Raw genomic sequence first — 20,257 nt, forward strand, 5'->3', positions numbered from 1 at the left:
TTGACCGTGCAGTCCGCGGTGGGCCTCCTCGGCTTCCTGAACCTCCTCGCCGGACATCCCACATCCGGCCGGATCGCGCTGTACGTCACCGCCTTCGTCCTGGTGTTCGCACTGCAAAGCCTGCACTGCGCCCTGTGGGGCTCCCGCCTCCGTGCTCGGTACGGCGGGTGGACCCTCGCCGCCCAGGCGCTGCTCACCTACGGCCCGCTGTGCGTGCTCGGACTCGCCTGGGCCGGCATGTCGGGCTTCCTCGCCGGCGCCGTGCTGCTCGTGCTCAATCCACCGTGGTCCGTCACCGCCTTCGGCTGCGCCACCGCGCTCACCGGGGGCTGGGTGATGATGATCGACCCCCGCCCGCTCGGGGTCTCCATCGGCATACTCTCGTGCACCGTGAACGCGCTGATGGTGTACGGGGTCACCCGCATCGCCGCCTGGAGCGTCGTGGTCCGGCGTGCCCGAGAGGAGTTCTCGCGGCTGGCGGTGGAGGGCGAACGATTGCGAGTGGCAAGGGACTTGCACGATCTGCTGGGGTACAACCTGGCCGCCATCACACTCAAGTGCGAGTTGGTGACCCGGCTCATCGACAAAGAGGCCAAAGGCGCGCACGCGGAACTCCAGGAGGTGTTGGCGATCTCCCGCCAGGCCTTCGCCGACCTGCGCTGTGTCGCGCACGGCTATCGACAGTTGTCCCTGGCCGTGGAACTGTCCGCCGCCCGACGGGTGTTGAGCACCGCCGGCATCGACCTGGCCATCCACGACGAGCGCGTTCCCCTGCACGAGGACACCGGCAGCGTCCTGGCCACGGTGGTCCGCGAGGGGGTCACCAACGTGCTGCGGCACAGTATGGCCCGGAGTTGCCGGATCACCATCTCCCGGACCGGGGGTCGGCTCGTGCTGGAGATGGCCAACGACGGCGTCCCCACGAACGGGGGCGCCCGGGCGCCGCATCGCCTCGGTGGCGGGTTGGACAACCTGGGCCGTCGGCTCGACGAGGTCGGCGGCACGTTCCGCGCGGGTGCCGACGGCGACGGCTGGTTCCGACTCACCGCCGAACACCCGGTCGAACCGCTGCGGGCCCTCAGCTTATCCAAGCCCGCGCTCTAGCGATCCGCACGGCGTCCACCCGATTGCGGGCGTTGAGCTTGGTGACGGTGGCGGTCAGGTAGTTGCGCACCGTCCCCGTCGACAGATGCATCGCCCCCGCGATCTCCGTCGCGTTCATACCCTCGGCGGCCATCTGCAGCACGTCGCTCTCCCGTGGGGTCAGCGGGCTGCCCCCGCCGCGCCTGCCGGCCGGGCGCTCCTCCGCCTCCCACGCGCCGGGCGGGATCCGGGAGTCGATCACCCGTTGCCCCGAGGCCACCAGGCGGATGGCGGCGGCGAGTTCGGAGGGCGGGGCGATCTTGGGCAGGAAGCCCCAGACGTGCGCGTCCATCGCCCTGCGCACCGTGCCCGGCTGGTCCAGCGCGGTCAGCACGATGACCCGACAAGTCGGCACCATCTCGTGCAGCAGGCTCGCGGCGTCCAGCCCGTTGGCGCCGGGAAGGTTGATGTCGATGACCGCGACGTCGGGTTGCAACTCGATCGCCGCCGGCAGAATCGCCCTACCGTCCGCGATCTCCGCCACGACGGACAGATCCGCCTCCAGCCCGAGCAGCGCCACCAACGCTCCTCGGATCATGTGCATGTCCTCGGCCAGTAAGATCCGAATCACCGGTCCCCCCCGTGTCGGCTCCTGCTCGATCTGCTCTCTGTACCAACAGTTGGCACTATTACAGATCTGCGCCGCCGCCATTCGTCGACCCTTCGGCGATCGCCGCCGCCCCGCCCGCTTTCGGCGTTTTCCAGTCACGCCCTCGGCCGTGGTCGGCCGCCGCTCCAGCCATCCTCGATCCCCGGGCGCGAGCATGGCCGCCGATCCGATCATCGGTCCGAGACCGCCAGGAGGCACGTTGTGTCCGAAGCGACCCGGCAACAGCCGTCGACAGCCCGACTCACCGAGGTCGCCGACGGCGTCTTCGCCTATGTACAACCCCACGGCGGGTGGTGCGTCAACAACGCGGCCCTGGTGGTGTCCCGCGACGGGTCGGTGCTCGTGGACACCGCCGCCACCGAGGCCAGGGCCCGGCGGCTACGGGCCGCGATCCTCGAAGTGGCTCCCGCCGCGCCGCGGATCCTGGTGAACACGCACTTCCACGGCGACCACACGTTCGGCAACTTCGTGTTCCCCGAGGCCATGGTCGTCGGGCACGCGGATGCCCGGACCGAGATGGCGGCGGCCGGCCTGCACCTCACCCGGTTGTGGCCCGACGTCGCGTGGGGCGACCTCGACCTCGCGCTTCCGGTGATCACCTATCGGGACCGAATCACCCTGCATGTGGGCGACACCCGGGCAGAGTTGATTCATTTCGGCCCGGCACACACCACGAACGACACCGTCGTATGGTTGCCCGAGCGGGAGGTGCTGATCACCGGCGACCTGGTGATGTCCGGCGTGACGCCCTTCGTGCCGATGGGTTCGGTGTCCGGAACGCTGGCGGCCCTCGAACGGATGCGCGCACTGGGCGCCCGGACGATCATCACCGGCCACGGTCCGCCGACCGGCCCCGAAGTGTTCGACGTCACAGCGAACTACCTGCACTGGATTCGGGATCTGGCGCGGGAGGGAATAGCCGCTGGCCTCACCCCCCTCCAGGTCGCCCGAGAGAGCGACCGCACCGCCTTCGCGCACCTGCTCGACTCCGAACGGCTCGTACCCAACCTGCATCGCGCCTTCGCCGAGGAGCAGGGTGCGGCCCCGGGCGCCGCGCTCGACATCGGCGCGGTTTTCGCGGAGATGGTGGAATTCCACGGCCGACTGCCCGCCTGCGACGCCTGAACGCGTCCACCCGTGCGGCGACTTCGTACCGGGCATGGACCCCGAGCCGATCGCTCACGGGCGGCCGGCGGGTCGAACGCGGTAGGCGGCGCGACACGCAGCCGAGGCAGGGCCGGTTTCACCGGGAGCCACCCCGCTCCTTTTCCGGCGGCTCCAGCCTCGGCGGTGGTGAAGCCGAAATGACGCCTTGTAGCGCTGCCGAATGTCGGTTCGAGCAAATGACGAAGCCGAGCGGGTCACAGCGGCTTGGCGGGCCCTTACCGCGTGGCCGGCCGAGCATGTTCCCCTCTCGTATGCCTCGATCCTGCCATCCGCGACAAACGAGGAGATCGCCACCGCGAACTCCCGGCTGAAGCAGCGCCTCGGGTTCGGCCTGCCCGTGGAACTGGACGCGCTTTGGCGACTGTGCGGTGGCACGTAGCACCAGTACATCGAGAATGACGAGCAGGGTGAGGTCGGCTCCGGGGCTTTCCTGCCCCACGGAGTGATGTGCTCCCTGGCGCGGGCGGTGGAGTTGAGGCCCGCCATGCTCGGGTGGGGCGCGCCGGGCGACATGTGGGGCGGAGCCCGGGTACTCCCGTGGCTCACCCGGGACGAAGCCGGACCCGAGCAGGGTTGCTATGCCGGCGACGTCGGCGTCGGGGACTGGTCGATCGTGGAGCAGCCGGTGACGGAGGCGGTCCACTCGTCGATCTCCGCCTACCTCGAAGCCACCCTGCGCACCCTGACGGACGGCCCCGCGAACCTGATGCGCGACGATGTGCCCGGACTCGCATGGGGTTGCCCGATCTGGGACAACCCCGAGCGTCCCGGAATGCTGGATGCCTTCGCGCACTGGACACCGATTCACTGAGCATGGGGCCCTGCGCGTCGTGAACACGGGGCGCCGGTGGCCCGGCCGACGACCTTGCGGGCGGCGACGTCGATGACGGTGGCCGGGAACAGCCGGCCCTGCTCGGTCGCAAGGGGCGAGGGTGGGGGCGGGGCATCACCGCGAGGAGCGGCTCGATCGCCGCCGGGAAGGACGTGCAGGACTCCCACGTCGGTCGGTAGGCATCAACACATCGCACGTGATCGTGAATGCCGGCGACGTTGCCGAAATTGATCATAGGTGCGTGGAAGGGGGCGAGGAATAGCCAAGGTGCCGGGTGTTCCGGCGAGTAGTGATCCAAGGCGACGCAGGATCGATCGCCACGTCTTGTGGAAAATGATCACGTCGCATCCGAGGGTCGAGAGGCTTTGGGCAGGCGTCGGTGTGGGCGAAGATGCTCCTCTCGTTCGTCGCCCTTCCGGACAAGTCGACGCCTGAAAAGCGCGCCCGTTCGGAGTATGATTTCATGCGCTCGTCGGGAGGCATCTTCGACCGCAAGAGGCGGGCATGATCACCATCTCGATCCCGCATACGACCGACCCATCGGTCCAACCATTCGTCGCGGGAAGCAGGGGCGGCGTCACGCGGCTGCGGCTGAACGCGACGGCTTGAATATCCTCGAGAATGAAACCCGCGCATGACCTTTCGCTTTACACGGTTCAGTGTTCGGCCCGGTCGTAACGATGAGTCCGCCGGCGTCGATGGAGAAGGTGGAACGCCCGATCGGGCGTTGGCCTCGGTCGCACCGACAGAGGTCGCACCCGCGCGGCCGAGCATTCACGCGAGCAGCGGAAGCGTGGCGGCGGGGAACAACGTGAAAACGGTCGTCACCGGAAACCACAACGTCATGCACGTGTATTCGCCTGTACTGGTGGCCATGGCGGCCCTGGGGGCCATGGGACTTGTCGGTGTCGTCGTCTTCATGGCCGTACGGGAGAACGACACCGGCTCGGGCAACCGGACTCAAGGGGCAGGACCGGTCGCCTCCGGCCCAGAGAAGCCGCGTCCCGCCACGGTCCCGACGATCCCGCCGAGTAATGGCGGTCCGGGTATGCAACCCTCCACCACGAGCCCGCCGAGTGCGAGCGTCGCGGACACACCACCGCTGACCGCGAGCGTGAACTACGCACCGGACCCGAACAAGTGCCACGGCTGGTTGTTCCCCGGCAAAAGCCCTCGAGACATCCCGGTTCCCCCGGGCGAGCCGACAGCCGAATGGGCCCACGGACTCGGTGGCATCGATCGCGACACCACGCCCATCGTGGTGACCGTCGAGGGGAAACACGACTACAACGTCACGCTTCGAGCCATGCGCGTGATCGAACGACGGGAGAGCAAACTGGCCCCGGGCACCAACGTGACCCTCCGGCTCGGCTGTGGTTCCGGATTACCTATCGGCCCCCGGATGGTAATCGACTTGGCTGCCGAAAATCCACGCGTCGAACAAGAGGACGGCGGAGAATTCAGTTATAAAGTCGCCGGGAACGACACTCAAAGATTCGGAATCGACGCACAAAGCCCTGTAAAAGAATGGCGGACATGCGATTGCGTTATCACCTGGAAGCTCGCACTTGACTGGACGTATCAGGGCAAACAGGGAACATTGATCATCGACGATCAAGGCGCTCCGTTTCGCACCGGGAGCAATAATTCCACGGAATACCCCACCTTAACAAAATCCGGTGCAATCTGGGAGTAGCATCCCGCGGCATTGCGGCGAACGCCCGCAGCCCACTCGACGGGCCGACGGGAATCCGCTGCGGATTCCCGCAGCGCCCACGAGTCGAGAAAAGGGATGGATCACCTCGGTGCCCCTTGCCGGCGTCGACGCCGACCCATATCCGCTCGTGTGGCGTGATCAAGCCCGTCGCTCCGTTTCACGGTGACCAACTCTTGCGCGGCCCGAAGAAATACTCCGCCGACAGGCCCCTGAGCAGCGGTGACCACAGTCCTCGATCAGTGGTCGGAGCGTCCCCCAGGGCCGGGTGGCCATTCCTTCCGAGCCAACGACGGTAGAAGACCATCAGCCATAGCCGGTCCTCCCGGACCGCCAAGCATTCCCGGGGAAGGCCATGCACCGAAAGCTCATACTGCTGCTCTGCGCGTTACCGATCGCCGGCGGGTGCGACAATTCGTCGCCGGAGAAAACGACCGCGGCCGAAACGCCCACCGCGAGCGTGACCTTCGTGCCGCAGCCGAGCGCACCCACACTGTCCCCCACCCCCAGCCTGCCCGCGTCGCCGACCACCACCTCCGCGTCACCCACCCGCAGGACCGACCCGTCGCCGGTCGCAACCACGCCCTCCAGGAGGAGCAGTACTCCGGCCGGCGGCGGCGACACCCGGCCCGCCGGAACCAAGGGTCTGGACTGCGGCAGGCTCCTCGGCAGCGGCACCTTCACCGACCCCCACCGGCTCGGCGTCGTCGACGGTCCCGTGGCCGCCAGAGGCTGCGAGCCGCTGACCTCCGGCTCCCCGTTCAACGTTCGATACTTCTCCTTCAGGCTGACCGCCACACCGGGCGCGAAAGCGCATGCCGGGGCGTCCTTCGCCCTGGTCAGGGGCGCGATCAGCCCGGTCTACCCGGCGATCGTCCAGCCCAACGGATGGATCCTCAAGCACAGCCTGGGCTCCGGCTACTGGACCGGGACCGAACCCGGCTTCACCGGCCGCTACCAGATCATCGCCGATCTGTCTCCGGGCACCTACATACTCCGCGTCGACAAACTCGACTCCCCCCTACGCTCCAACACAACGCCGTCCTACGACATCGAAGTCGACTCCGATCCCTCCTGAGAGCCCCTGCCGGGCCGCATTCCCCTTCGGGCCGGCAGGGACCTTGATGCCCGGGTAGGTGATGGCGGGGTTCCAAGTCACGTGCTGCCTGGTGTCGGAACCGGCTTCCGCATACGTGTCGGCCGTCGCGGCCGTCGCGGTGCCGGGCGGTCCACACACCACGGATCCACACTCGGGCCAAGTCGCGTTGCCTGCCCGGGACACGGGCCGCCCCTCGGAGGCCCAGACAACAGCACCGACCCGGAGCTGATCGAACGGCTCACCCGTGCGATTCACTCACCGCGACGGGCACCGACATCAACGCAAGCTCCAGGAGGCGCATTTGGTCGACGCAAGGGTGCGCTGTCCACGAAGGGCGGGCTGGGCCGGCCGCCCGACGACCGACTCTCGGCCGTGACTCACGTAACGGGTGAAGACCTCCTCGGGACCGTGGTGGTCGATGCCGGCCTCGGGGAGGTCCTGAGCCGTCGCGAGGACGTGCAGATCCCGCCGCCCCAACTTTGGGGCCCGGCTCGCCGATCGTGGGATGTTGCTCATCCCGGTTCACCAGGGCCGGGCTGTCACCGCGGGATTTCGGTCGCCAGGCGTGGCGTACGCGGCGGTTCGGTGCGGCGATTCCCGGTCGCCTCGAAGGCAGCGGCCAGGCCGAGCAGGGCGTTGTCGTCGTACGCGCGGCCGGCGAAGGTCAGCCCCACGGGCATGCCGATGTCCGCCATGGCGCCCATCGGCACGGTGACGGTCGGGATGCCGAGGTGCCGGGGCACCAGGTTGCCGTTCGCAACCCACACGCCGTTGCGCCAACCGAGGTCGGCGGACGCCTCCTCGACGTCCATGTCCGCCGGGCCCACATCTGCGACGGCGGGGAACACCACCGCGTCCAAGCGCAGTTCGTCCATCCACGCCTCGAGATCGACCCTGCGTGTCTCCTCGAGGCCGCGCAGGCCCGCTTCGAGGTGTGGGATGTCGGTGAACGACGCGTACGGGCGCTCGCGCACCAGCCTCGGGTAGTCGGCGATGGTGTCGTCGAACCCGACGTAGCGGTCCGGCAGTTCGTCGGGGTGCTTGGGCCAGATCCGGGCCGGGTCGACGTCGGCGAGGGTGGCCAGTGTCGGGTCGCCGTTGGCGCGCAGGAAGTCGTCCCACGCCCACGCCGAAAGGTCCTCGATCTCGACGGTGAGGAACGCGGGGTCGACGAGGCCCCTGGTGGGCAGCGACGGCGCGCCGGGGCGGTCGGCCTCGTAGTTGGTCACGGCGGGGAAGTCGACGTCGACCACCTCGGCGCCCGCGGCCTCCAGGTCGCGGCGCGCGGCCTCCCACAGGGCGATGACCGACGCGCGTGTCCGGATGCGTTGCCCGGTCGGGCCGCCGATGCCGCCGCGGGGGTTCGTCCCGGCGTCGGGGTCGGCGTTGATGTACATGCGGGGCACGCCGATCCGCCGGCCGGCGAGCGTGGCGCGGGCCGCGGTCGCATCCGCCGGCGCCAGGGCCGGGTAGGAGAGCGGGCGTATCCGGGACGCCGCGGGCAGCGGTATCCACGGCTGGGAACGCCACAGGTCGCCGCGGGTCTGCGGGTCGTCGGCGACGACGACGTCGAGGAGTTCGAGGAGGTCGGCCATGGTGCGGGTGTGCGGGACCACGACGTCCATGGTCGGTACGAGCGGCCAGTTGCCGCGTACCGAGATGACGCCGCGGCTGGGTGTGTAGGCGCACAGCGCGTTGTTGGAGGCAGGGGCGCGGCCCGACGACCAGGTCTCCTCCCCGAGGCCGAACGCGCCGAAGGACGCCGCCGTCGCGGTGCCCGATCCGTTCGACGATCCGGAGCCGTAGGCGCTGGTCAGCCAGTCGGCGTTGTAGGGGCTTTCGGCGCGGCCGTACACGCCGCGCTGCATGCCGCCGTTGGCCATGGGCGGCATGTTGGTCAGCCCGATGAGCACGGCCCCGGCGGCCCGCAGTCGCTCGATGGCGAACGCGTCGCACCGGGCGACCAGGCGTTCGAACGCCGGCGAACCGGCCGCCGCCGTCAGTCCCTTCGCGAGGTAGCTGTCCTTCGCCGTGTACGGGATGCCGTCCAGCGGGCCGAGGCTCTCGCCACGCGCCCGGCGGGCGTCGGAGGCCGCGGCGTCGGCGTGGGCGTTCGGGTTGGTCACGACGACCGCGTTGAGCGCGGTGGCGGTGCCGGGCCGGTCATAGGCCGCGATCCGCGCGAGATAGGCGTCGAGCAGGTCGACCGCCGTGGTCTGGCCTTTCTCCAGCGCCACCCGCAGGTCGGCGATGCCGGTCTCCACGACGTCGAATCCGCGGGTCATGCGGGGTGCCTCCTGGCTGGTTCGGTTCGGCGGCCTCGGTAAACCGGTACGCGGGGTCGAAGCCGTGCCCCGAACCCGGGCGGGCGAACGGCATCCCACGTCCGTGCCGGATCGATCCGGCACAGGGCGAGCCTAGGTGCTGCCGGATCGATCCGGCAAACCCTGGGCCGGACATCTAGACTCCGTGGTTGTGAACGCCCGCATCGTGACCCTGATCGACGTGGCACGCGCCGCCGGCGTGTCCCGGAGCACCGCCTCGGACGCCCTGCAAGGCTCCGGACGCGTGGCCGAGGCCACCCGCGCCCGGGTCCGCGAGACGGCGGACGCGCTCGGCTACCGCCCCAACAGCGCCGCCCGCCGTCTGCGCCGCGCCGACGCGGGGGCGCTCGGCCTCTACCTCCCCCGGACCGCGACCCGGCTCGACTACTACCTGGACCTCGCCTTCGGAGCCGTCGAGCGCGCCCAGCACGACGGGCTCGACGTCGTCCTGCTCGGCGGGCCCACGGGCAGTTCCGGACGGGTCGCCTCCCGAGTCGACGGTCTCCTCGTCATCGACCCCGACGGCTCCGACCCGGCCGTCCCGAAACTCCTCGACGCGGGCGTCCCGGTCGTCACCGGCGAGCGCTACCTCGGCCCCAGCCGCGCCCCGATCGGTGCCGTGGTGTGCGACAACGCCGCCTCGCTCGCCGCGGTCCTGGACCACCTGCGCGAACGCGGCGCGCGGCGACCGGCGCTGCTCGCCCCGGGGGGCGACTCGGCGTGGGCCCAAACCCTGCGAGTGAGCGCCGACGCGTGGGGAACGCCGCACGGCGTCCCGGTCACCGTACGCACCGTCCCGTTCGCGGCGACCCCCGCACAGGCGGCCGAAGCCGCCAGGGACCTGCTCACCGCGGAACCGGACATCGACGCGGTGGTGTGCGGCCCCGACGGAGCCGCTCCCGGCGTCCTGCACGGCGCCCGCGCCCTCGGTCGAACTCCCGGCGCGGACCTGCTCGTCGCCTCCTGCGTCGACGGCACCGCCACCCGCACCGGCAACCCGCCGATCACCGCCGTGGACTTGCGCCCCGCCGACTATGGGCAGGCCTGCGCCGAACTCCTGTGCGACATTCTGGCCGACCGCACCCCACCCGACACCGTCCGCCTCCACCCATGGAAACTGCGCACCCGGGCCTCGACCCAGGGTGGCCACTGAACCAACCGCGTGCCGCCCGTTCGAGTGCTTCCCGCCCAAGGCCGATGCCGGCAGGCGCCGACTGCGGAACGTGCTGCGTCGCGTCACTCCCCGCACACTACGACTTGCCTTGATATCTCACGTATTGGCGCCAAATCTCGCATTGCGGCGACAGCCCCCGGGCTCGCCCTGGTCATGACGGCCTGGTTGCTCACAGCCCACGGCACCCCGCCACCCCGCCACCCCGCCACCCCGCCACCAACGTCCCCACCACGGCCGCCGATTACGGTGCCCGCCGGCCGGCCTCCCGGTTCGCCGGCGACGGCAGCGGCGGCAAGTTCATCCCGGCCACCGGTAGCTCGACGACGCCCGAACCGCCCAACACGATGCAGTCCGCACTCGCCCTGGCCGCGGCCGGCGTCGAGGAGGCCACCTTCGAGGACACAGTGGACCGGCTCAAGGCTGCGGCGCCCCCGACCCGCTCGCCACCCGGCAGTCCGTATGGGGCGCGGCCGGAACCCCGTTCCCGCTGAACCCCTCCTTCACCACTCCACTCCCCCTCCCCCGTGCGTCCCCTGACCCGGCCCCGGTGCCGGCCGCAGGCGGGGAGCCCCGAGTGTGGGGCTCCCCGTGTGGTGGAAACCGGCCGGCCCAGGCACTTCGGCGCCGCGGCGAAGGGTCACCGCCGCGCCGGGTCCTCCCCACCGGTCGGCGGTCGGAACGAACACGACACCGGATCGCGAACACCGGCCCCACCGATGCGTCGCCGGCCGTTGTCCGCGTCTTCGGCGCGTGGTCGCCCCATCCGGCTCGTGCGGTGGCTCCCCGCGGCGCCCTCGGCCGGCTAAGCTGTCGCACGCAGTCGGTTCGCCCTGCCATCCGGGTAGGCGCGTCGTAAGAGGGAACCCGGTGTGAATCCGGGACTGCCCCGCAGCGGTGAGTGGGAACGACCGCCGTCAAACAGCACTGGACCCGACTCGGGTCCGGGAAGCGACGGCCAGTAGGTGTCCGCCCTTGGCGGATGTGCCCGCGAGTCCGAAGACCTGCCACTGCCCGTGCGCCGCCGATGCGCACGGTGATCTCGGTGACCTCGTGGGCGGGTCGGCGGACAACCGGTGGGACACGTGCGGGAGTACACCGACGTGACCCGTGTGGTTTGCCATTCCCTTCGTGCCTGCGATCCGTCCCGGGATCTTGTCGACAGGCTCGCGAAGGAGAGTTCCGTGACCACCAAGTCCGCAGCCGCGGCGGCCCGTGCCACCGTGTACGGCTATCCCCGCCAGGGCCCGAATCGGGAGCTGAAGAAGGCCATCGAGGGCTACTGGGCCGGCCGCATCGATGCGCAGGCGCTTCGGGACGCCTCGGCCGAACTGCGCCGCGCCAACTGGGAACGCCTCGCCCAGGCGGGCATCCACGAGGTACCCACCGGCGACTTCTCGCTGTACGACCACGTCCTCGACACCAGCGTGGCCGTGGGTGCGATCCCGGCCCGTCACCGCGCCGCCGTCGAAGTCGACGCCTTGGACGGCTACTTCGCGATGGCGCGTGGCACGCAGGACGTGGCGCCGCTCGAGATGACCAAGTGGTTCGACACGAACTACCACTACCTCGTGCCCGAACTCGGGCCGGACACCGTCTTCGAGGCGAACTCCGCCAAACAGGTGGCCGAGTTCGAGGAGGCCGTCGCGCTCGGCCTGACCGCCCGCCCGGTGTTGGTGGGCCCGCTCACCTACCTCCTGCTTGCCAAGCCCGCGCCGGGGGTCGCGGCCGACTTCGAGCCGCTGACCCTGTTGGACCGGCTGTTGCCGGTGTACGCCCGGCTGCTCGCCGACCTGCGTGCCGCCGGCGCCGAGTGGGTGCAGCTCGACGAGCCCGCCCTGGTCCAGGACCGCAGCTTCGCCGAACTGAACGCCGCCAAGCGGGTCTACCGCGATCTCGGCGGCCGCACCGACCGGCCCAAGCTGTTGGTGGCCTCGTACTTCGACCGCCTCGGCGAGGCGCTGCCGATCCTGGCCCGGGCGCCGATCGAGGGCCTGGCGCTGGACTTCACCGGGGCCGCCGCCGCCAACCTCGACGCGCTGGCCGCGGTCGGCGGGCTGCCCGGGAAACGTCTGGTCGCCGGTGTCGTGGACGGCCGCAACGTATGGATCAACGATCTCGGCAAGTCGCTGACCACGCTCGGCATACTGCTGGGCCTGGCCGACCGGGTCGACGTCGCCGCCTCCTGCTCGTTGTTGCACGTGCCGCTGGACGCCGACGCCGAACGCGACGTCGACCCGCAGATCGCCCGCTGGCTCGCCTTCGCCCGGCAGAAGACCGACGAGATCGTCACCCTGACGCGCGGCCTCGGCCGGGGCACCGACACCATCGCGCCCCACCTCGCCGCCAACCGGGCCGACCTGGCCGCCCGCAGGACCTCCGCGCTCACCCACGACCCCGCCGTACGCGCCCGCGCCGCCGCGGTCACCGACACGGACGCGCGCCGCAGCAAGCCCTATCCCGAGCGAGCCGCGGCCCAACGCGCCCACCTGGGCCTGCCGTTGTTGCCCACGACCACCATCGGCTCCTTCCCGCAGACCGCCGAACTGCGCACCGCCCGCGCCGATCTGCGCGCGGGACGCATCGACAGTGCCGGTTACGAGGAACGCATCGAATCCGAGATCCGCGATGTCGTCGCCTTCCAGGAGAAGGCGGGCATCGACGTCCTGGTGCACGGCGAGGCCGAACGCAACGACATGGTCCAGTACTTCGCCGAACAGCTCGCCGGCTACGTGGCCACCCGACACGGTTGGGTCCAGTCGTACGGCACCCGCTACGTGCGCCCGCCGATCCTGGCCGGCGACATCTCCCGCCCGGAAGCGATGACCGTGCGCTGGACCTCGTTCGCCCAGTCGTTGTCCGACCGCCCGGTCAAGGGCATGCTGACCGGACCGGTAACCATGCTCGCGTGGTCGTTCGTTCGCGACGACCAGCCGCTGGGAGAAACCGCCAGGCAGGTCGCGCTCGCGCTTCGAGACGAAGTCGACGACCTGGAGGCGGCCGGGAGTTCGGTCATCCAGGTGGACGAGCCGGCCCTGCGCGAGACGTTGCCGCTGCGGGCCGTGGACCATGCCGCGTACCTGGCCTGGGCCACCGAGGCGTTTCGGCTGAGCACGTCGGGCGTACGCGCGGCGACCCAGATCCACACGCACATGTGCTACGCCGAGTTCGGCGACATCGTGCAGGCCATCGACGATCTCGACGCCGACGTGATCAGCCTGGAGGCGGCCCGCTCCCACATGCAGGTCGCCGGAGAACTGGCCACCCACGGCTACCCGCGCGAGGCCGGACCCGGCGTGTACGACATCCACTCCCCGCGCGTCCCCGGCACGGACGAGGTGGTGGGCCTGCTGCGCAAGGGCCTGGCCGCCATCCCTGCCGAGCGCCTGTGGGTCAACCCGGACTGCGGCCTCAAGACCCGCGGTTGGCCCGAGGTCCGCGCCTCGCTGGAAAACCTGGTCGCGGCGGCCCGGGAGGTGCGCACGACGCTGCCGCCCTCCTGACCGAGGCTCGCCGGGGCGGGACCTCCCGGTCCTGCCCCGACGGCCGTCGGCAATCCGGGCCGAGGCCGCACCCAAGGCGCCGCGAGCGGCGGATCGGTGTTCGGTCTCGGCTCGGCGGACCCTTCGGTCCGGGTGCCGGGACCTCGGCGCGGAATCGAAGGCAGTCGGCCGCCGGGTCGGCCCGTTTTGGAAGGGCCGTTGTCCTTAGGGGCGTTCCGGGTGTTCCTTCCGGGTGTTCCTACGGGGCTTCCGGGTGTCGTGAGTGCCCCGGTGGTCGCCGGCGGCGGCCCAGGGGGATGACCAGAGGGGTGCCCGAGACGGGGTCGTCGATGATTTGGCAGGGGAGGCCGAAGACGTCCTCGACCAGCTCCGGCGTCACGATGTCGCGGGGTGGCCCGACGGCGAGGACCGTGCCGTCGCGCATGGCGATGATGTGGTCGGCGTAGCGGCAGGCGTGGTTGAGGTCGTGCAGGACCGCGACGAGGGTGTGGCCGTCACGTTCGTTGAGGTCGCGCAGGAGTTCGAGGAGTTCGATCTGGTGGGCGATGTCGAGGAACGTGGTGGGCTCGTCCAGGAGCAGGAGCGGGGTTTGCTGGGCGAGCACCATGGCCACCCAGACGCGTTGGCGCTGGCCCCCCGACAGCGCGTCCACCGGGCGCGGCGACAGGTCGGTGGTCCCGGTCGCGGCCAGGGCGTTCAGCACGGCCGTCTCGTCCTCGTCCGACCACTGGCGCAGGAGCTTCTGGTGGGGATAGCGGCCTCGGGCGACGAGGTCGGCCACGGTGATGCCGTCGGGGGCGACCGAGGTCTGCGGGAGCAGACCCATCCGCCGGGCCACCTCCTTGGCCGGGTAGGACGAGATGGCCTTGCCGTCCAGGTGCACCGTGCCGGCGGCCGGGGTGAGCAGGCGGGACAGGGCGCGCAGGAGCGTGGACTTGCCGCACGCGTTGGGGCCGATGATCGCGGTGACCGCTCCGTCGGGGATGTGCACGGTGAGGTCTCGGACCACGACGCGGTCGTCGTACCCGACGGTCAGCCCCTGTGCCCACAGCCGGGGCGCGGTAGCCGGCGCGGCGGGGTGCGCGCGGGGGTCGACGGCGATGTTCATCGTGGCGAAGTCCGTTCTGCGAAGGAGGGGTTGGGGGTGCGGTGGGCTCGGGCGCAGTCGCCGCGAACCGAGGCGGGCGCCGGGCGGCCCACCGCCGGCGTCGCCCGGGTCGTCACTGCCGCCGTGCCTCGCCGACCAGCAGCCGAATCAGGTAGGCGCCGCCGATGCTGACCGTGACCACTCCCACCGGCAATTGGGTCGGCGCGAACAGGCGTTGGGCGAGCCAGTCGCTCGTGGTCAGCAGCGCCGCTCCCATCGCGGCCGACGGCAATATCGTCACCCCCGGGCTGCGGGCGAGGCGGCGGGCCAGTTGCGGTGCGGCGAGCGCGACGAACGAGATCGGTCCGGCCGCGGCGGTGACCATGGCGGTCAGCGCGACCCCGGTGACCACGAGGGCGATGCGGGTCGGCTCGGTGCGTACCCCCAGGGCGCGGGCGGCATCGTCGCCCATCTCCAGCACCCGCATGCGCCGGCCGAGGATCAGGGCGACCGGCAGCAGGATCGCGAACACGACGGTCACCGGGCGTACTTGCTGCCAGCCCAGGCCGTTGAGCGAGCCGGCTCCCCACACCGCCGCCGCCATCGCGGTCTCCAGGTCGGCCTTGACGATGACCCAGGTGTTGACCGAGGCGAGCAGCGCGCTGATGCCGATGCCGACGATGATCAGCCGAAAACCCTGGATCCCTTGCCGGTAGGCCAGCAGGTAGACCAGCGCGGCAGTTGCCACGCCGCCTGCGAGGGCTCCCGCGGCGACCTGGTAGTAGCCGCCGTGGGCGAGCATGATCACCATGAGCGCACCGGTGTTGGCGCCGGTGTTGAAGCCGATGACGTCCGGACTGCCCAGCGGATTGCGGGTCAACGACTGGAAGATGGCACCGCTGACACCGAGCGCGGCACCGGCGAGCACGGCCAGCAGGACGCGAGGCAGTCGCCATTCGATCACGACCATGTGCACCTTGGCGGGTACGTCCGTGAACAGTGCCTCGGTCACCTGGACGGGCGAGAGCGCGTACTCCCCGGTGCCCAGTGCCAGGACGGCGACGGCGGTCGTGGCGACGAGCAGCACCAGACACACGACGCCGGCCCGGACGTCCAGGCGCAGCGACACGCGTCCGCCGGGGAGCCGGATCACCCGGACCGCGCGCCCGAAGTCGATCGTCGTGCGCGTTTTGGGGCGTACGCCCGGCCGTTGCGCACCCTTGCCGCCGGCGTCCGAGCCGGCCGAGCCGCGGCCCGGCGCGGTGGGCGGCGACGCGGGAGTGGACGTGGACGACGCGGAGCCGGGCAACGGCGCGATGGGCGAAGCCGGCGACGAATTCGGCGACTTCACAGTCCGCTCACCTTCTGTCGACGTACCAGGGCGATGAGCACGGGGACGCCGACGAACGCCGTCACGATGCCGACCTGGAGTTCGCCCGGGCGCACCACCAGGCGGCCCAGGATGTCGGCGACCAGCAACAGGATCGGCGACAGGACCAGGGTGTAGGCCAGGATCCAGCGCTGATCGGGGCCGGTGATCCAGCGCGCCACGTGCGGCACCATCAGGCCCACGAAGCCGATGGGTCCGGCGACCGCGGTCGCGCCGCCACACAGCAGGGTGATCGCGATCACCGACAACACGCGGGTACGGGTGATGTTCACCCCGAGCGCGCGGGCGGTGTCGCCGCCCAGGGCGACCGCGTTGAGCGCGCGGGCCACGCTCGCCGCCACCACGAGTCCGACCAGCAGGAAGGGGGCGACCTGTTCGATGGTGTCCCACTGTCGTCCGCCGATGGAGCCCGCCGACCAGAAGCGCATGCGGTCGAACGTGCTCGGATCCAGCAGTGTGATCCCGGAGCTGATCCCGCCCAGCACCGCGCCCAGCGCCACGCCCGCCAGGGTCAGCCGCACCGGGGTGGCGCCGCCGCGACCGCGCGAGCCGATCGTGTACACCGCGACGGTGGTCGCGATCGCGCCCAGGAACGCGAACCAGATGTAGCCGCGCAGGTCGGTGATGTCGAACACGGCGATCGCCAGGACCGCCGCGAAGCCGGCACCGGCGTTGACACCGAGGATGCCGGGGTCGGCGAGCGGATTGCGGCCGACCGCCTGGATCACCGCGCCGGCGACGCCCAGCGCGGTGCCGACGAGCACCCCCAGCAGGGTGCGAGGCAGCCGCAGGTCACGAACGATCACGTGGTCGTTGGAGCCGTCGTAGTGGAACAGCGCGTCCCACACGGTCGGGAGCGGGATGTTCTTCGACCCGATCGCGACGCTCAGCAGGATCACGAGTACGAGTGCGGCGGTGGCCACGATCAACCACAGGCCGCGGCGCACGGGCGAGCCCGCCACGGGCCCGCGCTCCGCTTCGGCGTGCGTGGGCGCGGCCGGCGCCGCCGAGGCCGTGGCGGTATCCCGGCCCGCCGAAGCCGCCTCGCCCGGGGCCATGTCCCGGACCGGTCCGACGGGTCCGACGGGTCCGACGGGTTCGACCGGTCCGACCGGCTCGGCGGCGTCGACCGTCTCGACCGGCCCGCCGAGCCCCGCGGGCGCGATCCGCGCGCCCCGTGGTGCGTTCACAGCCCGACACCCTCCAACGTGGCCTCGACCTCGTCGAGAATGTTCTCGATCTCCTCCTCGGGCTGCTCCTCGTGCACGGCGTCGAAGGCCGTCTCCAAGCGCCGCTTCACCTCGGGGTCGAGGCCGGCGTACCGCTCATCCCACTCCGCCGCGTTGTGCGTCCAGTAGCCGATCACCTTGTACATCCGGGCGGGCAGCCCCAGTTCGTGCCGCACGTGGCGGCGGATCTCGCGCAGTGCACGGGTCTCGCCCGCGGCCCACACGTAGCCGGGGCCCTCGGGCAGAGTCATCGCGCGCAGCGCCTGGGCCAGCCGACTGGGTGCGGCGCCGTTGCCGCTGCCGTGCAGCCATACGTACTCGACGTCGGCGGCGCTGTCGAAAACCTGCTCGTGGCCGGCATCCGCGACCTCGACGATCACCCGGGCCCGCGTTCGGGCCGGGAGTTGTTCGACGAGTCGGCCCAGTGCGGGCAGGCCGGTGGCGTCGCAGGCGAGGATCTGCCAGACGGTCTCGGCCGGCGGGGCGTACAGGCCGCGCGGTGTGCCGACGCCCACCTGGTCCCCCGGCCGGGCGGCGAGTGCCCACGCACTTGCCACGCCCCCGTCGTGGACGACGAAGTCGATGGTGACCTCGCCGCGTTCCGCGTCGAAGCGCCGCACCGTGTAGCGCCGGGTCTGCGCGTACCGGTCGGCCTCGCCGGCGCCGGGCCCGGCCTCCCCGGGACTCCCGCCCGGGTTCTCGTCCGGCAGTACCGGTTCGCCGGTGTCGGGGAACGGGAAGTGCAGGCGCAGGTATTCGTCGCCGACGCCGGTGCTCTCGAAGGCGTGCAGTCCCTCGCCGCCGAACACGATCCGGATCATGCCGGGCGTGAGGCGGGTGTGTTCCAGCACCGTTCCCCGGTACAGCGGGTCGTTCATCACGTGGTCACCCCAACACCTTCGCGGCGGATACGAGTTCGTCGAGCAGGGCCGTCGCGGTCAGGACGAGGCCGGCGGTGGTGTCGTAGTTCAGCGGTACGACCCGCCCGGCCCGCACGGCGGGCAGCCGCTGCCACGTCTTGGCTTGCGTCGCCGGCGCGTCGGGGTCCTTCCAGATGATCAGGTCCGCCGGGGCGAAGACGTCGATCTGCTCGGGACCGTAGAAGTCGTTGAACGGCTTGTTCGGGTCGCGGTCGGGCTGATGGAACATCACGTCCATGCCCAGCTCCAGTGCGACGCTCAGGTAGAAGCTGCGCCTTTGCACCCAGAAGTTGGTGTCGTCGGCCCCGCCGATGAGCACCTTGCGGCCCGCCAACAGGGGACCGACCTCGGCGCGGGCTCGGGCCAGGCGCGCGTCGTAGTCGGCGAGCAGTCGGCGGGCGAGGTCGCCGCGCCCGAGCAGGGTCAACTGCTCCTGGCTGTAGCGGCGCCAGAACGGGCTGAAGCCGCCGCTGACCACGAGCACAGGGGCGATGTCCTGGGTCAACAGCTTCTTGTCCTGGTAGAACTTCCACCAGTCGGCGCCGACGACCAGCAGATCCGGCCGCTGCGCCAGGATCGCCTCGGCGTTGGGCTCGCGGACATTGCCCTGCAACACCTGGAAGTTCGCGGGCAGCCGGTCGGAGAGGTGGTTGCGGCCGTCGATGCGGTAGCCGCCGATCATCGGGTATCCGGCCATGGCGGCGAACTCGACGCCGGTGCGCGGATCCAGCACGACCACGCGCCTCGGATCGGCCGGGATACGCGTGCTGCGGCCCTCGTAGGAGAAGTCGAGGGTGGTCGCGGCCGGTGGCGCGTCCTTCGTCTCCTCGGTGCCGCCGCACGCGGCGAGCAGTGCGCTCAGCGACAACGTCCCGGCGCCCAGCGCGAATCGACGTCTGGTCAACTCGCCGGTGACGCGTGTCCGTCGCGTGTCGCTCGCCCCGGGGCGGGCGGGCGTCGGGCGAGTGGGGGTCGCGGTGACGGTCGCGCTCATGCGTACAGCTCCGCGGCGCGGGCGAGCACGTCGAGGAAGCCGGTGGCGGTCAGCACCAGCCCGGCGTTGTAGCGGCCGTCCATGGTCACGACCTTGCGGTTCGCGACCGCCGGTATGCGCTGCCAGGTGGGTTGCGCGTCGAGTGCGGCGGCCTCGGCCGGCTCGACCGCCTGGCGGATGATCACGTCGGCGGCGGCCAGGCGGTCGAACCGCTCCAGGGAGAGCTCGAAGCTGTTGTTCTCGTCGGCCGCGTTCCAGAACATCGGTTCCAACCCGACCTCGCGCGCCACCGACATGGTGATCGAGCGGGTCCACACCGAGAACGCGCCGCCGGCGACGACGCCGAACACGATCCTGCGGCCGCCGAGCCGGTCGGTCAGCCGTGGTCGCAGTCGGGCGAGTTTCTCGTCGTAGGCCGCGACGTGGGTGCGCGCCTGTTCACCGCGCCCGAGCAGGGTCAACTGCTCGGTGCTCGCCCGCCGCCAGTCCACCGGGTCCTCGGACACGCCCAGGATCGGCGCCATCTGTTCCAGCCGCTTGTTGCCGTACCAGTCCACCTCGTAGCCGTATTGCGGCATCACGATCAGGTCGGGGTCCAGTCGCAGGATCTGTTCGTAGTCGACCTGAAGACCGTCGCCGAGGCCGACGGTGGCGATGTCGGGCACCGTGATGCCTTGGAACTGCGAGCCCACGCGGGCGCCGGGCATCCACGCGTTGCCCGAACCGATCACCGGGTAGCCCGCGAGCAGGGCGAGTTCGAGGTCCATGCGGCCCTGGATGGTGACCACCCGTCGGGGCGTGCGGGGCAACACGCGGTCGGCGCCGCCGTAGGTGTAGCGGATCGTGTCGCCGGCCGTGCCGGTCGGCTCGGCGGTGCCCTCGGTGGTGCCGCCGCACGCGGCGAGCAGCCCCGCCAGGGTCAGCGCGCCCGCCCCGAAGCCGAACCGACGCCGGGTCGGTTCATGGGTGACGCGCGCCCGTTCCGGGTCGCCGACGAGGGCGTCGGGCGGTCGGTGCGGGGTGCGGCGCGGCGCGGGTGCGGTCGTTGGCATCGGCGTCTCCGGAGGACAGGGA

The 20,257-nt window shown here is 70.9% G+C and carries 15 protein-coding genes and 1 riboswitch; of the genes, 7 read left to right on the top strand and 8 right to left on the bottom strand.

Translation table 11 applies throughout. The features are described from left to right. Nucleotides 1-6 precede the first annotated feature (6 nt). The gene (locus ACH4U8_RS21045; RefSeq protein ID WP_360305833.1) at nucleotides 7-1,104 is read left to right on the top strand and encodes a histidine kinase; all 1,098 of its coding nucleotides are present in this window, start codon (nucleotides 7-9) and stop codon (nucleotides 1,102-1,104) included. Here the strand turns inward: ACH4U8_RS21045 and ACH4U8_RS21050 are convergent. Then, on the bottom strand, nucleotides 1,079-1,714 hold the full coding sequence (locus ACH4U8_RS21050; protein WP_360305831.1) for a response regulator transcription factor: 636 nt from the start codon (nucleotides 1,712-1,714) through the stop codon (nucleotides 1,079-1,081). The genes ACH4U8_RS21045 and ACH4U8_RS21050 overlap by 26 nt on opposite strands. Nucleotides 1,715-1,954: 240 nt before the next feature. Here ACH4U8_RS21050 and ACH4U8_RS21055 point away from each other — a divergent pair, with 240 nt between their 5' ends. From ACH4U8_RS21055 to ACH4U8_RS21070, 4 genes are all read left to right on the top strand, one after another. Then, nucleotides 1,955-2,878 carry an MBL fold metallo-hydrolase gene (locus ACH4U8_RS21055; RefSeq protein WP_395779304.1) on the top strand — a complete coding sequence of 308 codons (924 nt, stop codon included), beginning with the start codon at nucleotides 1,955-1,957 and terminating at the stop codon, nucleotides 2,876-2,878. Between the two features lie 526 nt (nucleotides 2,879-3,404). Further along, nucleotides 3,405-3,731, top strand: coding sequence for a hypothetical protein (locus ACH4U8_RS21060; RefSeq protein ID WP_395779306.1), 327 nt, complete (start codon nucleotides 3,405-3,407; stop codon nucleotides 3,729-3,731). A 655-nt stretch (nucleotides 3,732-4,386) separates the two neighbouring features. Next, entirely contained in the window at nucleotides 4,387-5,448 is a 1,062-nt protein-coding gene (locus tag ACH4U8_RS21065) for a hypothetical protein (RefSeq protein WP_395779308.1), read from the top strand. Between the two features lie 373 nt (nucleotides 5,449-5,821). Further along, the gene (locus ACH4U8_RS21070; RefSeq protein WP_395779310.1) at nucleotides 5,822-6,544 is read left to right on the top strand and encodes a hypothetical protein; all 723 of its coding nucleotides are present in this window, start codon (nucleotides 5,822-5,824) and stop codon (nucleotides 6,542-6,544) included. 560 nt (nucleotides 6,545-7,104) lie between these two features. Here the strand turns inward: ACH4U8_RS21070 and ACH4U8_RS21075 are convergent. Then, nucleotides 7,105-8,850, bottom strand: coding sequence for an amidase (locus tag ACH4U8_RS21075; protein ID WP_395779312.1), 1,746 nt, complete (start codon nucleotides 8,848-8,850; stop codon nucleotides 7,105-7,107). A 190-nt stretch (nucleotides 8,851-9,040) separates the two neighbouring features. Here ACH4U8_RS21075 and ACH4U8_RS21080 point away from each other — a divergent pair, with 190 nt between their 5' ends. Together ACH4U8_RS21080 and metE are read left to right on the top strand one after the other, a co-directional pair. Next, entirely contained in the window at nucleotides 9,041-10,042 is a 1,002-nt protein-coding gene (locus tag ACH4U8_RS21080) for a LacI family DNA-binding transcriptional regulator (protein ID WP_395779314.1), read from the top strand. An 861-nt stretch (nucleotides 10,043-10,903) separates the two neighbouring features. Further along, nucleotides 10,904-11,069: riboswitch (cobalamin riboswitch) on the top strand. A gap of 175 nt (nucleotides 11,070-11,244) precedes the next feature. After that, entirely contained in the window at nucleotides 11,245-13,563 is a 2,319-nt protein-coding gene (gene metE, locus ACH4U8_RS21085; protein ID WP_395779316.1) for a 5-methyltetrahydropteroyltriglutamate--homocysteine S-methyltransferase, read from the top strand. Nucleotides 13,564-13,801: 238 nt separating this feature from the next. On the opposite strand, the gene ACH4U8_RS21090 is transcribed toward metE, so the two are convergent. From ACH4U8_RS21090 to ACH4U8_RS21115, 6 genes are all read right to left on the bottom strand, one after another. Further along, nucleotides 13,802-14,671, bottom strand: coding sequence for an ABC transporter ATP-binding protein (locus tag ACH4U8_RS21090; protein ID WP_395779318.1), 870 nt, complete (start codon nucleotides 14,669-14,671; stop codon nucleotides 13,802-13,804). A gap of 112 nt (nucleotides 14,672-14,783) precedes the next feature. Then, nucleotides 14,784-15,827: an iron-enterobactin ABC transporter permease gene (gene fepG, locus ACH4U8_RS21095; protein ID WP_395779542.1), complete on the bottom strand. Its 1,044-nt coding sequence runs from the start codon at nucleotides 15,825-15,827 to the stop codon at nucleotides 14,784-14,786. A gap of 170 nt (nucleotides 15,828-15,997) precedes the next feature. Then, nucleotides 15,998-17,098: a Fe(3+)-siderophore ABC transporter permease gene (locus ACH4U8_RS21100; protein WP_395779544.1), complete on the bottom strand. Its 1,101-nt coding sequence runs from the start codon at nucleotides 17,096-17,098 to the stop codon at nucleotides 15,998-16,000. A gap of 128 nt (nucleotides 17,099-17,226) precedes the next feature. Then, a complete protein-coding gene (locus ACH4U8_RS21105) occupies nucleotides 17,227-18,147 on the bottom strand; it encodes a siderophore-interacting protein (RefSeq protein ID WP_395779320.1) in 921 nt (306 codons plus the stop codon). Nucleotides 18,148-18,154: 7 nt separating this feature from the next. Next, nucleotides 18,155-19,183, bottom strand: a complete 1,029-nt coding sequence (locus tag ACH4U8_RS21110) for an ABC transporter substrate-binding protein (protein ID WP_395779322.1) — start codon at nucleotides 19,181-19,183, stop codon at nucleotides 18,155-18,157. Beyond that, nucleotides 19,180-20,235, bottom strand: a complete 1,056-nt coding sequence (locus ACH4U8_RS21115) for an ABC transporter substrate-binding protein (RefSeq protein WP_395779324.1) — start codon at nucleotides 20,233-20,235, stop codon at nucleotides 19,180-19,182. Before ACH4U8_RS21115 ends, ACH4U8_RS21110 begins: the two co-directional genes overlap by 4 nt. Between the last annotated feature and the right edge of the window lie 22 nt (nucleotides 20,236-20,257).

Origin of the sequence: Embleya sp. NPDC020886 (assembly GCF_044333915.1) — a bacterium.
In the GTDB taxonomy this organism is placed as follows: domain Bacteria; phylum Actinomycetota; class Actinomycetes; order Streptomycetales; family Streptomycetaceae; genus Embleya.